13 protein-coding genes are annotated in these 14,645 nt (G+C 67.6%); 4 read left to right on the top strand and 9 right to left on the bottom strand.

Translation table 11 applies throughout. The features are described from left to right. Position 1 precedes the first annotated feature (1 nt). From nrdF to ABQE44_RS06825, 3 genes are all read right to left on the bottom strand, one after another. Complete coding sequence (gene nrdF, locus ABQE44_RS06835) at positions 2 to 976, bottom strand: class 1b ribonucleoside-diphosphate reductase subunit beta (RefSeq protein ID WP_448390691.1); 975 nt, start codon at positions 974 to 976, stop codon at positions 2 to 4. Positions 977 to 1,027: 51 nt separating this feature from the next. Further along, on the bottom strand, positions 1,028 to 2,587 hold the full coding sequence (locus ABQE44_RS06830) for a flavin-containing monooxygenase (RefSeq protein WP_448428873.1): 1,560 nt from the start codon (positions 2,585 to 2,587) through the stop codon (positions 1,028 to 1,030). Between the two features lie 161 nt (positions 2,588 to 2,748). Next, positions 2,749 to 3,486 carry a TetR/AcrR family transcriptional regulator gene (locus ABQE44_RS06825; RefSeq protein ID WP_448390689.1) on the bottom strand — a complete coding sequence of 246 codons (738 nt, stop codon included), beginning with the start codon at positions 3,484 to 3,486 and terminating at the stop codon, positions 2,749 to 2,751. A gap of 162 nt (positions 3,487 to 3,648) precedes the next feature. Between ABQE44_RS06825 and ABQE44_RS06820 the strand changes: the two genes are divergently transcribed. After that, the gene (locus tag ABQE44_RS06820; protein ID WP_448390688.1) at positions 3,649 to 4,830 is read left to right on the top strand and encodes a geranylgeranyl reductase family protein; all 1,182 of its coding nucleotides are present in this window, start codon (positions 3,649 to 3,651) and stop codon (positions 4,828 to 4,830) included. A 39-nt stretch (positions 4,831 to 4,869) separates the two neighbouring features. Next, on the top strand, positions 4,870 to 5,307 hold the full coding sequence (locus ABQE44_RS06815; RefSeq protein ID WP_448390687.1) for a VOC family protein: 438 nt from the start codon (positions 4,870 to 4,872) through the stop codon (positions 5,305 to 5,307). Here ABQE44_RS06815 and ABQE44_RS06810 read toward each other — a convergent pair. From ABQE44_RS06810 to ABQE44_RS06790, 5 genes are read right to left on the bottom strand one after another with little or no spacing between them, the layout of a single operon-like run. Then, on the bottom strand, positions 5,282 to 5,950 hold the full coding sequence (locus ABQE44_RS06810; protein ID WP_448428871.1) for a helix-turn-helix transcriptional regulator: 669 nt from the start codon (positions 5,948 to 5,950) through the stop codon (positions 5,282 to 5,284). The genes ABQE44_RS06815 and ABQE44_RS06810 overlap by 26 nt on opposite strands. A 12-nt stretch (positions 5,951 to 5,962) precedes the next feature. Beyond that, on the bottom strand, positions 5,963 to 6,766 hold the full coding sequence (locus ABQE44_RS06805; protein ID WP_448390685.1) for a class I SAM-dependent methyltransferase: 804 nt from the start codon (positions 6,764 to 6,766) through the stop codon (positions 5,963 to 5,965). After that, complete coding sequence (locus tag ABQE44_RS06800) at positions 6,759 to 7,514, bottom strand: ABC transporter permease (RefSeq protein ID WP_448391354.1); 756 nt, start codon at positions 7,512 to 7,514, stop codon at positions 6,759 to 6,761. Before ABQE44_RS06800 ends, ABQE44_RS06805 begins: the two co-directional genes overlap by 8 nt. Before the next feature lie 29 nt (positions 7,515 to 7,543). After that, the gene (locus ABQE44_RS06795) at positions 7,544 to 8,236 is read right to left on the bottom strand and encodes an ABC transporter ATP-binding protein (RefSeq protein WP_448390684.1); all 693 of its coding nucleotides are present in this window, start codon (positions 8,234 to 8,236) and stop codon (positions 7,544 to 7,546) included. Positions 8,237 to 8,243: 7 nt separating this feature from the next. Then, positions 8,244 to 8,720 (bottom strand): MTB12 C-terminal domain-containing protein, encoded by a 477-nt coding sequence (locus tag ABQE44_RS06790; RefSeq protein WP_448428869.1) that lies wholly within the window; start codon positions 8,718 to 8,720, stop codon positions 8,244 to 8,246. A 166-nt stretch (positions 8,721 to 8,886) separates the two neighbouring features. Between ABQE44_RS06790 and ABQE44_RS06785 the strand changes: the two genes are divergently transcribed. Beyond that, positions 8,887 to 11,280, top strand: coding sequence for a hypothetical protein (locus ABQE44_RS06785; RefSeq protein ID WP_448428867.1), 2,394 nt, complete (start codon positions 8,887 to 8,889; stop codon positions 11,278 to 11,280). Between the two features lie 19 nt (positions 11,281 to 11,299). Continuing rightward, positions 11,300 to 11,752 carry a DUF6636 domain-containing protein gene (locus ABQE44_RS06780; RefSeq protein ID WP_448428865.1) on the top strand — a complete coding sequence of 151 codons (453 nt, stop codon included), beginning with the start codon at positions 11,300 to 11,302 and terminating at the stop codon, positions 11,750 to 11,752. Here the strand turns inward: ABQE44_RS06780 and ABQE44_RS06775 are convergent. Continuing rightward, positions 11,737 to 14,577, bottom strand: coding sequence for a toll/interleukin-1 receptor and WD40 repeat domain-containing protein (locus tag ABQE44_RS06775; RefSeq protein ID WP_448428863.1), 2,841 nt, complete (start codon positions 14,575 to 14,577; stop codon positions 11,737 to 11,739). The genes ABQE44_RS06780 and ABQE44_RS06775 overlap by 16 nt on opposite strands. Positions 14,578 to 14,645: the final 68 nt, after the last annotated feature.

Genomic DNA, 14,645 nt, shown 5'->3' with positions numbered 1-14,645 from the left:
CTTAAAAGTCCCAGTCCTCGTCTTCGGTGTTGACCGCCTTGCCGATCACGTAGCTGGACCCCGAGCCCGAGAAGAAGTCGTGGTTCTCATCGGCGTTGGGGCTCAGCGCCGACAGGATCGCCGGGTTGACGTCGGTCTCGTCGCGCGGGAACAGCGCCTCGTAGCCGAGGTTCATCAGCGCCTTGTTGGCGTTGTAGCGCAAGAACTTCTTGACGTCCTCGGTCAAGCCGACCTCGTCGTAGAGGTCCTGGGTGTACTCGACCTCGTTGTCGTAGAGCTCGAACAGCAACTCGTAGGTGTAGTCCTTGAGCTCCTGCTGCTTGGCGGCGTCCTCGGCGGCCAGACCACGCTGGTACTTGTAGCCGATGTAGTAGCCGTGCACGGCCTCGTCGCGGATAATCAGCCGGATCATGTCGGCGGTGTTGGTCAGCTTGGCGCGGCTGGACCAGTACATCGGCAGATAGAAGCCCGAGTAGAAGAGGAAGCTCTCCAGCAGCGTGGAGGCCACCTTGCGCTTGAGCGGCTCGTCACCCTTGTAGTACTGCATGACGATCTCGGCCTTGCGCTGCAGGTTCGGGTTCTCCTCCGACCAGCGGAACGCATCGTCGATCTCAGCCGTCGAGCACAGCGTGGAGAAGATGTTGCTGTAGCTCTTGGCGTGCACCGACTCCATGAACGCGATGTTGGTGTAGACCGCTTCCTCGTGCGGGGTCATCGCGTCGGCGATCAGGCTGACCGCGCCGACGGTGCCCTGGATCGTGTCCAGCAGCGTCAGACCGGTGAACACCCGCATGGTGAGTTGCTTTTCGGGGGGCGTCAGCGTGTTCCACGACGGGATGTCGTTGGACACCGGCACCTTTTCCGGCAGCCAGAAGTTACCGGTCAGCCGGTGCCAGACCTCGGCATCCTTCTCATCTTGCACTCGGTTCCAGTTGATCGCCGAGACCCGATCGATCAGCTTCACGCCTTCGCTCACAGCACCCACCTAGCAACGTTGGAAACCCGTTAGAAATCTATGCCCCGGACACTACCCCTGGGGGGCGATAACGTTTGGGACCGCGACATCTTGTGTTGGCGTGTCGCGCGGCCGGTCCCAGAAGCGGTACTCCGACGGGTCGAATCGGCGGGTGGCCAGCCAGTATTGCCACGTCATCCCGCTCCACAGCGTCCGGTTGACGCCGTGCTCGTCGAGATACCAGCTGCTGCAACCGCCGGTGCTCCACACCGTGTCCGCCAGCTCGTCCTGCAGCTTGTCGTTGTAGCGGTCCTGCGCTTCGCGGGTCGGCGCCAACGCCTGCGCGCCGGCCCGGTCGACGGCGGCGATGGCCTGGGCGGCGTACCGGATCTGCGACTCGATCATGAACACCACCGAGTTATGCCCCAGCGCAGTGTTCGGGCCGAGCAGGAAAAACACGTTGGGCATGTCGGCGACCGTGATGCCGCGCAGCGCCGCGATGCCCTCCCTAGTCCACCGGTCCACCAGGTCCTCGCCGCCAGGACCCTTGATGTTGACGTAGGTGTACGAGTCGGTCACATGAAAGCCGGTGCCGAAGACGACGACGTCAGCTTCCCTTTCGGTGCCGTCGGCCGTGGCGATGCCCCGTGGCGTGAACCGCGCGATACCGTCGGTGATCACCTCGGTCTTCGGGTTGGCGATACCGCGGTAATAGGTGTCAGAGTTGAGGATCCGCTTACAGCCGGCCCGGTAGTCCGGAGTCAGTTTGCGGCGCAACTCAGGGTCCTTGATCGACCGGTTGATGTTCCATTTACCCAGCAGCTCACCAATTTTCAGCAGCCGGGGCTGGCGCGTCATCGCGAAACCGACGGCTTCGTGGCCCCAGTAGATGGCCGCGCGCAGCAGTTGGCGGGTGCCCGGAACCTTGGTGAACATCCGCTGCATCCACTCCGGGATGGGGTTGTTCGGGCGCGGCATCACCCACGCCGGGGTGCGCTGATACAGCTGCAGCGCGGCAACATCTTTGACGATCTCGGGCACGATCTGGATCGCGCTGGCGCCGGTGCCGATCACCGCGACGCGTTTACCGGTGAGGTCGACGCTGTGGTCCCACTCCGCGGAATGAAAAGCCGCACCTTGGTATTCGTCGAGTCCCTCGAAGTCGGGGATCATCGGGATGTGCAATCCGCCGGCACCGGACACCACGAACTGCGCGACGTACTCCCGGCCGTCCTTGGTGAACACATGCCAGCGCATTTCCGCGTCGTCCCAGTGTGCGCGGTCGACGTGTTGGTTGAATCGGATATGCCGACGCAGCCCGTACTTATCGGCCACTCCCTTGAGGTAGTCGAAGATCTCGGGCTGGTAGGACCACATGTGGTTCCAGTCGGGCTTGGGCTCAAACGAGAACGAGTACATGTGCGACGGGATGTCACACGCGCATCCCGGATAGGTGTTGTCGCGCCAGGTGCCCCCGATCTCGTCGGCCTTCTCCAGGATCAGGAACTCCACACCTTGCTTCTGCAGTTCGATGCCCATCCCCAGACCGGAGAATCCGGTACCGATGATCAACGTGCGGGTGTGCACGGGTTTGGCGGCCGTTGTCTGGTCCGCCTGCTCGGCCACCGTCATCATTGACCTCTTTCCTGGGAACGCCGGTACCGGGTACTTACCTCAAGTTTCCGGGCCGCGGGCCCGGGTGTCAATCGTCGAGGGCGGGTCAAGAGTGGGATTGACGCACGCTCCAGCGGCCAGAGGCGTGCGGGTAACCCACGTTCGGCGGGAGGGGTGAGTCAGGCGACGGGTTGCTGGCGCACCGCGGTGTGCAGCGGCTCGTTGACGTCGATTTTGACGCCGAGCAACTCCGCGGTGCCGTTGATCGCGCCCATCATGATCGTCGTCATGTGCGCGATGAACTCATCGGCGGGCATGCGACGCGGGCTGGCGTCGTCGGCACCCAGCCACCAGTCGGTCGCCGAGGCCGCGGTTCCGAAGATCGCGAACGCCGCCAACTCGAACGCGGCCGGGTCCAGGGCCATCTCCTCGAGCTCGCTGCTGATGATGTCGGCGACGGCCAGCGTGATGTCGCGGCCCTTGTTGACGGTCGTCATCGCGGCCGCGGACTGGTCGGCGAAGCGGCCCTGCAGCAGAAACCGCACGACGTTGGGGTGCTGGTCGACCAGTTCGACGTAGTGCTGCACACCGCGGCCGACGATCTCGCGGGCGGAGTCGGTCTCCACGTTGATCGACGGGATAATCGCCGCCCACAACATGTCGCGCATCCGCTCGCCGATCTGGGCGAACATGTCGGACTTGTCGACGAAATGGCGGTAGATCTTGGGCTTGGCCGTCCCGGCCTCCTCGGCGATCTCCCGCACGCTCACATTGGGTCCGAGGCGGTCGATGGCGCGGAACGCGGCGTCGACGATCTCGGCTCGCACCTTTTTGCGGTGCTCACGCCAGCGTTCGCTGCGGGCGTCGACCTTGACACCCGCTTCGCCGGCCGCGCGCGGCCTCGCCCCTCGTCGCACCCGATCACTGTACCGCTCGCACCGGCTGACCTGCTCAGACCATGCCGGGGACGACCACGAAACGGCACCGGTGCAGCGGCGTCGCGCCCCGGTCCTCCGCCGAGAAGGACGGCGCCGACGCGGGTAATATCGCGGCGACAACCGATCGACGAGACGAGATTCATGACGCAGCGATACGACCTGGTCATTGCCGGTGGCGGGCCGTCGGGCTCGGCGGCGGCGTGGCAGGCCGCGCAGACCGGCGCGAAGGTAGTGGTCTTGGACAAGGCCGAGTTTCCCCGCGACAAGCCGTGCGGCGACGGCCTGACCGCCCGCGCGGTCAGCTACCTGCAGAAAATGGGTCTGGCCGACGAGGTCGCCACCTTTCATCGCGTCAACCGCGTCACGGTGTTCAGCCCCAGCCAGTGGGAGCTGTCGTTTCCCCGGCGTCCCGGCATGCCCGACCACGGTCACACCGTGAGCCGCACACACCTGGACACGGTGCTGCTCAAACACGCCGAATCTGCCGGCGCCGAGGTGCGCCAGGGCGCAGAGGTGAGCGCCCCGATCGTGGAGAACGGACGGGTGGTCGGCGTCACGCTCAAGAGCGGCGAGAAGGTCTACGGCGACGCGGTGATCGCCGCCGATGGCGCCTACTCCCCGATCAAGCGGGCGCTGAAGATCGATTCGGAGTACAACGGCTATTCGGCGATCGCGATCCGCTCGGAGATGCCCGCCAACCGGCCCGACTCCGACAGCCTCGACATCTACCTGAAGCTGGCCTTCGAAGGTGACCAGTTGCCGGGCTACGGCTGGGTGTTCCCGATGGGTAACGGCGTGTTCAACATCGGGCTCGGTTATGTCAACAGCTACAAGAACTGGCAGTCGATCAACGCGACGAAGTTCCTCGGCGAGTTCCTGCGCACGCTGCCGCCGGAGTGGGAACTGCCGCCGATCGAGGAACTCAAGAAGAACAAGAGCGTGCGCGCCTGGCGGCTGCCCATGGGCTTCACCGCCTGGCCGCCGTGGCGTCCCGGGGTGCTGTTCACCGGGGATTCGCTGGGCGCGGGCAAGCCGGCCTCGGGTGCCGGTATCTCCAAGGCGCTCGAATCCGGTTTGGCCGCAGGCGAATGCGCGATCGCCGCGCTGACCAACAGCGGGCCTGACGACTTCACCAACTATGCGCAGCGGATGGAAGCGGCGTGGGGCCGGGAGTACCGGCGGGGCCGCTACTTCCACAAGATGCTGGGCTACCCGAAGGTCGCCAACGCCGGTATCAAGCTCATCGACAACGTCGCGTTCCGTGACCGGATGCTCAAGGCGCTCTACAAGAAGGCCCAGGGCCCGCAGCACACCGTCAAGTAGCCCCACGACTTGTCACCGGCCGCGCGTAACGTGCCCGGTGTGGAACAACGCATCAGCCTGATCACGCTCGGAGTCGACAATCTGGCGCGGGCCCGCCGCTTCTACGAAGAGGGCCTGGGGTGGACGCCCACCCAGTCGGCCGAGGGTGTGGTCTTCTACCAGTTGCCGGGTGTCGCGCTGGCTCTGTTCGGTCGCGACGACCTCGCCGAAGACGCCCACCATCGCATCGACGGCAGGTTCAGCGGTATCACGATCGCGATCAACCAGCGCACCGAGGCCGATGTCGACGCGGTGCTCGCTCAGGCGCAGGCTGCCGGAGGCACCATCCTCAAACCAGCCGAAAAGGTGTTCTGGGGCGGGTATTCCGGCTACTTCGCCGACCTCGACGGGCACGTCTGGGAGGCCGCCGTCAACCCGCAGTGGACCATCAACGACGACGGCACGTTGACCATCACCCCGGGCGAAGCACCAGGCTGACCTCGCACGAACCCGCGTGAGGATCCGGGGTGACGGCCACACGGTAGCGCTCGCCGATCACCTCTGCGTTGCACTCGATGACCTCCTGGATCAAGCCCTGTTGGATACCGCGCACCACCTCTGGTGCCGTCACGGCGACCTCGGCCAGCGGGCAGGTACAGATCTGCACCGTCAATTCGCCGAACGAGTCAAGCACCGAACGCACCTGAAACCCCAACTCCCCCAGCGTCGCAACCACCAGCTCGACCACCGTCGTCTCCTCCCACCTGCGCGCCACCCGCACCCGATGCGCGAGATCCGCACCGATCTGCAGCGCGCGCTGTTCGCGTTCCTCGGCCGTACCGCCGAGGTGTGCGGCGAACAGCGAGACAATGTCGGCGTAGTCAAGCCGGGGGGCCAGTTCATAGGTGAGCCGCGGCCGCCCGGCGCGTCCGCCCTTGACTTCGCCGCGCCGGACGACGCCCTGAGACTCCAAGGCGGTCAGGTGAAACCGGGCGGTGGTGACGTGAATGCGTAGTTCCTCGGCGATGTGGCGCACATCCACCGGTCCGGGCGCGGACCGCAGCAGGCCCAGAACCCGCTGTCGCTGTTGGCCTGCCGCGCGCAGCGAGGGTGCACCGGTTCCGTGGTGCTGCACTGCCATCACGTCAGTCTCTCACCGTGTCGGCACGACGCCGACCACCGATACCGCGGTCAACGAGTCCCGGTACTTCTGGAAGGTGCGACGCATTCCGAGGACCCGACGGCGAGCCGCCGGCCTCCGGATCAGGTTGCCGACGATTCGCAACGCGCCGAGCGGGCCTTCGTCCGCAAGCACCCGGGTCGGGTTGAGCAGCGCCATCGGGGCGTAGTCGACGGTGACGTCGGTGAACCCGGCATCGGTGAGCAGTCGCACCCACTCCCCCGCGGTGAGCGGGCGGGCGTTGACCTTGATCGCGCGCGACATGCCGCGCCGGATCTCGTCCTTGGCCTCCTGTGCGATGGTGTCCGGTTGAAGACCGAGTTCGTGGATCGCGTACCGGCCGCCGGGGCGCAGCACCCGGAACGCCTCGTCGACGATCGCCCTCTTGGCCTTGTCGCCCTGCATGGTCAGCATGGCCTCGCCGATCACCACATCGGCGCTGGCGTCCGGCAGCCCGGTCTCCGAGGCATCGGCGACCACCACCGTGCCGTCGACCGGCGCGACCACCTCGCGCACCGATTCGGTGGCTGCCGCGGTGTCGTCCACGCCGACGTAGGACCGCGGCTCGAGGGCGACGATGTCGCGCGCGGTGCGCCCCAGCCCGGGACCGAGTTCGACGACGTCAACGCCGCCGACTCGCGCCGCGGCCAGCATCCGCGTCGTCAGTTCCAAGCCGCCGGGGCGCAACACCCGCTTGCCCAGGCGCGCGAGCAGCCAGTGCCCCGGTAGATCGGCGTCGGACCGCTGGGCGAGCGGAAGCGTTTGCCTGTCAGTCATTTCGGATTGTCCTTTCGACGGCGGCGATCACGAAGATCGCCGTGAACACAGCGCATGCATACAGCAGCGCGATGGTCTGGCCCCACGGCGGGGTGAGCACGCTGTCCTGGCCCGTCCCGTACACCGCGTTGAGCAGCGGCATGAACCGTTGCAGCGAGGCCCCGCTGGGCAGGTACGCCGCGGCGGATTCAAACGCGTAGGCCCACAGCAGGATCGCGCCCACCGCACCGATCGGTGAGCGGATGAGCCCACCGACGCCCACCCCGGCGCCCGCCGCGAAAAACGCCAGCAAAGGCACTGTCCACAACAGCCGTGTCCCGACCGGATCGGTGACCGACACCTTCCCGTACACCAGCGGTGAGATAAGCGGCAACAGCGTCAGCACCACGACCAGGGTCACCGCGGCGGCGGCCGCGGCCACCGCTCCGTAGAACAGCCAGCGCCCGACCAGCACCGGCCAGGCCGGTCGTATCGCGAGCCGAACGTATTGCCCTGTGCGGTACCGGTTCTCCGTCGCCTGCCCGTCGGCACCGGCGACAGCGGCCAGCACAACGGTGATGGTGATCACCCAGTAGGCCGCGTTCGAGGTCGACACCTGCAACACCGAGATCTGTCCGGGGATGCGCGCGAACGACTCGGCCACCGCGGCGATGCCGAAGGTGATCGCCATCGGTATCGCCGCGGCCGCAGGCATCACGACGGCCCACAGCCGGCTGCGTCCGCCGGTGCGGATGTACTCCGCCCGCATGCTGCGCCTGACCAGGGTGGGCGCGGTGCTCACGCGCACTCCAGCAAGGTGGCCTCCAGCCATTCCCGGATGTCGGCATCGACGGGAGCCAGTTGCTGCAGCTCGCCGACCGCCCGTAACCGTCCGTCGACCAGCAACGCGATCCGATCCGCGGTCAGCGTCACCTCGCCGAGCAGATGCGTGGCCACCACCACCGCGCATCCCGCATCGGCGAGGCGGCGCAGAAGCCCCCGGAACCAGACGATGCCGGGCACGTCCAGACCGTTGAGGGGCTCGTCGAACAACAGCGCCCGCGGCTCACCGAGCAGTGCGGAGCCGATCGCCAGCCGCTGCCGCGCCCCCAGCGACAAGGCGCCGATGCGTTCGCAGCGTTGGTCCTGCAGACCCACCTCCGCCAGCGCGTGCTCGACGCGGGCCGTCTGCACCCCGGACAACGCGGCCAACCAGGACAGGTGACGCAGCACGGTGTGGCGGGGGTCCATCGCTTCGGGACCGAGGTGTACCCCCAGCAGACCCGGCTCGTCGCGGCGGTGTCGACCGCATACGACGACCGAGCCGGCATCGGGCCGGTCCAGACCGGCGATCAGACGCAGCAGCGTCGTCTTGCCCGCGCCGTTGAGGCCGAGCAGGGCGGTGACGGTGCCCGCGGGAAAATCGGCTCCGACATTGTCGATGGCGCGCCGGCCACCGAAAGCCTTTGCCAATCCCTGGGTTTGGATCATCGCTCGGTCACTCGAAGTTGCACGGGATCGGCAGGCCCAGCGTCTTGATCCCGTTGCACAGGGACTTGCTCGCGAGCTTCCAACGGCCGTCGATGCGTCGCCACTCGGCGGGTACCTGGATCGTCGGGGCGCCCTGCCTGCTGGCGTTGATGACGGCGGTGTGGCGATCACCCTCGTGCGTCTCCGGGCCGGTCACCACGCTCGATCCCCGCGGCGGGCGGAAGAACCCAACGCGGTAGACCATCTTCGGCACCACCACAGCGCGGTCGCCGCCTTCGAGCTGGGCGGCCTTGACCCAGTCCGGCGCCGGCGTGGCCACCAGCAGCCTGATCTGGGCATCGAGCTCGGCCAGCGACGGCACCTCGGAGGTGATCGCGTAATCCTGGTCGAAACCCGGTTGAGCATGGGCCACCGGGACAACACCCGCCAGGACCGTGGCGGCGGCGAGCGCCGACACCACCGTGACGCGGAGACCTTTCAACATCCACCGGCTCCCATTTAGAGGACATCTTTGCGGCTAATGTAAGGCGTGGTATTCAATTAGGCAAGGCTTACCTGTTCGATTAAGGTGCGCGCCCGCTCGTCGCAATCTCCAGCGTCCGCGGCGGGCTCGGGCGACACTTACCCAAGGTCCGGAGGGGGAGGTCGCATTGCGCAGCACCGTCGCCGTCGCCGCCGTACGCGCCGTGGCGGTGGTCGTGTCGCTGCTGCTCGGCTATCTCGTCGCGCTGGCACTGGATCCGCAGCTCAGAAACCGGGCACCGGCGTCGCTGCAGTGGTTCGGGGAACCGGGGTCGGTGCCGACGATCGCCATCGCGGTGACGGCGCTGGTGGTGCTCGGAGTTCTGCTCGTCCGTTCGCAGGGGGTGCGACGCCCCGGCGCTCCGGTGGCGATCGTGGCTGGGCTGGCGCTGATCAGCACCGCACTGGGGCTGGCGTCGTACTGGGACTGCCACGACGACGCGCATCCCCGCTTTTTCCGGCCCCTGATGTTCACCGCTTACGTGGTCAAGGGCGGCACGGCCGATCAATCGCTGAGCGGCCAGACCTGCCCCTCGCCCACCCCGGTGGCGCTGGAGATCGCGCGGCTGTCAGCCCTGGCGGCGATCTTCCTCAGCGTCGTCGGCGTGGCGGCGGCGCTGTTTCGGTCGCGAGCGGACCGGCTTCGCGTGCATTTCGCCCGGTCGGTCACCGCGGTGGTGGACGTCGACGATGACACGCTGTCGATGGTCAGCGCCATCGCGCGGACGATGGAGGGACGTAGCACCCTGGTGTTGATCACCACCAGCCTTGACCATCCCTGCGTGCCCGAGGTCCGCAACCACGGCGCACGGGTCATCGCGGTGGACTTCGACCGGCCGGAGACCCTGCGGGCGTTGTCCCTGTGGCGCAAACTCGACCGGCTGTATCTACTCTCGTCCGATCCGTCGAGTAATCTGTTGCGGCTGAAGGTCATTGCGGATCGGCTGGCCGCGACCAGCCGAAAACAGCGTCTGCCGTTGATCGTTCGCATCGATGACCCGTGGCAGGCCGAGGCGTGGCGGGCAAAGCATTTCGGCGGTTCGGACACCCGGTGGGCCGCCGACGCCGTCGGCAAGTACGAGGTCACCGCACGGCGGTTGCTGGACAGGATCATCTCAACCGACGGGGTCGGGCGGATCCTGATCTGTGGTACGTCCCCGCTGACGCTGGCGTTGTGCTCGAACATGGCGCAGCGCCAGTTGGAGCGTGACTATTACGCCGCTCCGGACGCCAAGGCGCTGCCTCGCCTGGTCCTCGTCGCCGAGAACGCCGAGGAGTACCAGCAGGATTTCGCGCTGTCGCGGCGGCGGCTGGGTTTGTCGACACGCAGCATGCGGGTCAAGGCGGTAACCGAGACGGCATCGGTGCCGCTGCTGGCGTCGTTGCTCGCCGACGACGCCGACGGCACCGCAGTGGTTTTCGTCGACCGCGACAGTTCCACCGCCTCGTCTGTCGACACCACGACCGGCACCCGGCTAGCCGCCCGGTTTCCCACCACACCGATCTACGCGTGGGATGCGACTGCCCGGGTCACCGAAGATCGGCTGTCGCTGGTCGGCAGGTTGCGGACCTACCGGCTGAGCATGGACCTGCCCGATGGTCAGGCACAAGACGCGTGGGAGCGCGCTGCCCGGCTGATCCACGATCGCTACGCCGCCGAGGCCGGCCATCGCAGCGCCGCGAGCCGGCCGTGGGCCGAGCTCGACGAGTTCTACCGCGGGTCCAATCGACGTCAGGTCCGCAACGCCCTGTGGATGGTCGAGCAGATCGGCGGGCACACCTGGAACGCGTGGAACGACACGACCGATGAGGTCGAAGCGCCCAACCTTCGCGGTTTGCAGCCACTCGAACAGTTGCGGCTGTTGGGTTTTGAGCGCGACAAGGCGATCGCCATGGCACGCGCCGAACACGAGGACTGGTGCCGCTATTACCGTGCCGCGGGCTGGCGCTACGGCCCGCAGCGTGACGATGTCCGCAAAATCCACGACAAACTGGTGGATTGGTCGCGCATCGAAGCGGATCCGGATCTGCTGAAGGCGGCGCTGGCCAGCCTGGCCGCCACCCTGTCGAAGCTGCGGGAGCTCGGCTACCGGTCCCGTCCGCCGCGAAATGACAATAGATGGAAGCACTTTCGCCGCACCGGCCAGGTAGTCGCCGAACAGCGCGACAGCGCGTGGACCTGGACGACGGGCTCGGGGGAAATCATGCGCGCCGAGGCGGGCGACTGGGCCGTGCGCGACGCCGAAGGCGGCGATTGGTGGTCGGTGCGCGACGACATCTTCCGCGACACCTACCAGCACATCGGCGGCGACCGGTGGCAGCGGCGCGGTGTCGTCAAGGCCAGGCCAGCCGAAGACGGCGAAACCGTCACCACACTCGAAGGTCCCGCGCGCGCCGCCTACGGTGACTGGGTGGTGCAGGGCGAGCAGGGCGAACAGTGGGTGATGCCCGGCGAGCAGTTCACCCGGCGATATGACGGACCACTCACCGAAACAACGGTCGGCGTGGGATTCTCACACTGACACCATCGAAGGACCACACGTGACATCACATCGGACACTGCCGCGCCATACACGGGTCACCATGGGCATCGTCGCCGCCGCGGCGGCTGGTGCGCTGCTGACCGTTGCGCCGCCCGACGCGCACGCCGCCGATGACCTGTTCGGTTTCACGTCGCCGTCGGACAACATCGGTTGCATGATGGACTCGTCGCAGGTGCGATGCGATATCCGCGAACGCGATTGGGCGCCGCCGCCTCCGCCGTCGGACTGCCCGTACAACTACGGCCAGGGACTGGTTCTCGACGCCGGTGCGTCACCCCGGTTCGTCTGCGCCGGTGACACCGCGCTGGCCGGCGGCGGGCCGCTTGGATACGGACAATCCACCAGCGCGGGCGTGTTGCGGTGCGAAAGCGCGATGTCGGGCATGACGTGCCGCGACGTCGAGACCGGCCGCGGCTTTTCGATCAGCCGACAGGGCTACCGGTTCTTCTGAGTTTCTTCGCAGATCGGGTCGGCGTCCTCGAGGTCATAGCGGTCCTTCTCGGCGTCGGTCAGGTCGCGCTGATGGACAGCGCACCCCTCGGCGATCCAGTCCGTCGGGTTCAGCGACCAGCGGATCAGGCGGCGATCCGCCACCGAGGCCGTCAAGGCCACATCTTGTGCGAGCGCAAGGCTGGGTGCCAGCGCGTAACCCGCGCCCGCGTTGCGGTCCACAGCCGTCAGCGGTCGGTCGGAGAGCCTGGTCCGACTGGTCAGATCCCAGAAGATGATGCTGCCGTCCTCCGAGACGGTGGCCAGTTCGCTGTTACCCCGGAACGCGACGTCGGTCACCCGTTTGGCGACCCGAAGGTCGTCGCCGGTCGGCCTGCCGGTCTGGGTGTCGAACAGCCGGATCGGGCCGCTCCACAGGCTGACCGCGATGGTGTTGCCGTCGGGTGCGACCGCCAACGAACGCGTTTCATCGTTGTCCAGTTCCACGGTGGTGGTTGTTCCGTCTGCCAGCCGATGGATGACCAGTTCACCGGAGCCGCCGATCACCAGACGCGATCGGTCCGGGGTGAACGCGAGACCGAACGCCAGTGGCGGACCCGCGATCTGGCCCTGCTCGACGAGTTCGTCGCCCTCCAACCGCCACAGCCGCACGGGCGCTGCCTCGAACGACTGGGACGCTGTGTTCATCCACCTGGTGGCCACTGTGACGCCGTCGGGTGAGACGGCCAGCTGGCTCGCCGGCTCCCCGGGCGCGACCCGGGTGGCGGTGGGCGCCTCTGCGACGCCGTCCCACACCACCACCTCGCCTTCGGTGGTGCTGGCCAACACCCGGGAGCCGTCGGACGAGAAGACGACCTCGTCCACCATGCCGTCGATCGTCACCGATGGGCCTGCGGGATCGGGTTCGGCGACATCGGTGAGCGTCAACTCGGTGATCAGTTGCCCCTGTGCGCTTTCGCCGGAGCCCGAGGGTTCGACGGTCGCGCGCACCACGGCCAACCGGTCGGCTGCGGGTGAGATGGCGACCGCCACCGCATCGGTCCAACCTTCGACGGGTCGGGCCAGGGGGCGGCGGCGGTCGTCGCCATAGTCGAGAAGTAAAGCGCCGCCCGCGGTTCCGCCGGTGACGCCCTGGGCGGGATCTGCCGGGTCCCATGCCACGGCGGTGGCGGCCTGCTCGTCGACCTTGACCGGCGGCAGCGGCGGCGAACCGGTCAGGTGGTTCCAGTAGATGACGAAGCCGTCCTCCGACACCGATGCCACCGACCCGGCCTCGGGACCGTCACCGGTGGCGACGAGCCCGGTCACCGCATCGGCGTGAATTTCGTTGCGGCCGGCGGCCGTCGGCATTCCGTCCGCGCCGTTCCAGAACCCCACCGTTCCGTCGCTGCCGCCGGTGACGACGGTGCCGTCGCCGACGACGGTCAGTGCCGACACCCAACTCACCGGCCCGTCGTCGGCCGAACTCCCGGCCTCGACCTGCTCCCATACGGGCCGGTCAGGTCTGGTGACGTCGAACCGTCGAACCGCACCGTCCTGCCCGGCGACCACCAGCCCGCCGTCGGGCGTCCAGGCGAGCGCGGTGACCGCGGACATGCGCCCGGCAGCGTTGGGTAGCGCCGGGAACATCGTTGTGGGCGCGGAACTGTCGGCGTCCCACACCAGGACGCCGCCTGCGCTGGTGCCGGCCGCGATGCGGCCCGTGGTGGGTTGCACGGCCAGCGCGCTGACCGCCGTGTCCGGTGTGCGCACGACGGCGGGTCGTAGTGCGCTGTCGAGGGTGGTGACGACGGTGCCGTCGGTGACGACGACCGCGTCGGCGCCGGCTGCGGCGGGGGCCATCGCGACGACCTCGCGGTCGAATTGGTCCTCGGCTCGGCCGATTTCGGCGCCGGTGGTGAAACTGTGCGCTGTGACCTTGCCGTCTGCCGTGCCGATCCACACCCGGTCGGCGGCATCGGATACGGCGACTGCGGTCACCGGCGCGTCGACGGGGATGCGTTGTTTGAACTCGGGCAGGTTGGCGACGGCGGTGAGCAGCGCGCCTTCGGTCTGCAGGCTGGGGTGCATCCGGTAGCCGTGCGCGGCGAGCAGAAACGCGAGGTCGGGCCGTTCGAGTTCGGTTCTGCTCTGCGCGGCCAGCCGCTGAGCTTCGGCCTGGAGGCGGCGTTGTTCGGCTTGGTTGGCGTTGTAGACCGCGATGCCGGCACCCGCGACGGCGGCGATGGTCAATACGGCCAATGCCGAGACCGCCGACCAGGCGATGCGCTTGGTGCGGCGGTGCTGGCGGACGTCCTCACCTTCGATCTCGTCTTTGGTGCGGCCGTGCAGGGGCGCGGCCACCTCCGCGACCGCATTGCGAAATCGGCTGTTGCGCAGGTCGAGTTGGTCTTCTTCGTGTGCCCAGCGCAGATCCAGGTGTCGGGGCTCGTCGGTGAAGACGCCGCGCAGCGCGGGCGGCACCGCGTCGGAGTCGTCGGTGAAGTCGCCCTTCTCCGGGTCCCACTCCCAGTAGCCGTCGGTGAGGACGGGCAGGATCCGGTCGACGGGCCGGTGCGCTTTCCAGTGTTCGATCTCGCGATTGACCCACACCGATGCGGCGGCCTGCGGCGAGGTGAGCAGCAGGAACCATTCGGCCTCATCGAGCGCCCGCACGATCGCGTTCCACAGGTGCGGGTCCACGGCCAGCCCGGTCTCGTCTCGGAAAACCTCCAGCGACCGGCGCCGGTACCACGGTTTGGCCAGGCGCTGAAGCGCGCGCTGCAACTCCGGCGCCAGCCGGCCGTCGGCCGCGTGCGAGTAGGAGATGAAGGCGTCGTAGCGCATGTCGCAGTATGCAACGCGTCAGCGCCGGGTGTTGGCGTAATGCACGCTCAACACACGCGGCGCATCGA

This window comes from Mycolicibacterium sp. XJ2546 (genome assembly GCF_053483195.1).
Note: the sequence above shows the minus strand (reverse complement) of the source record. Positions and strands in the feature narration are given on the sequence as shown.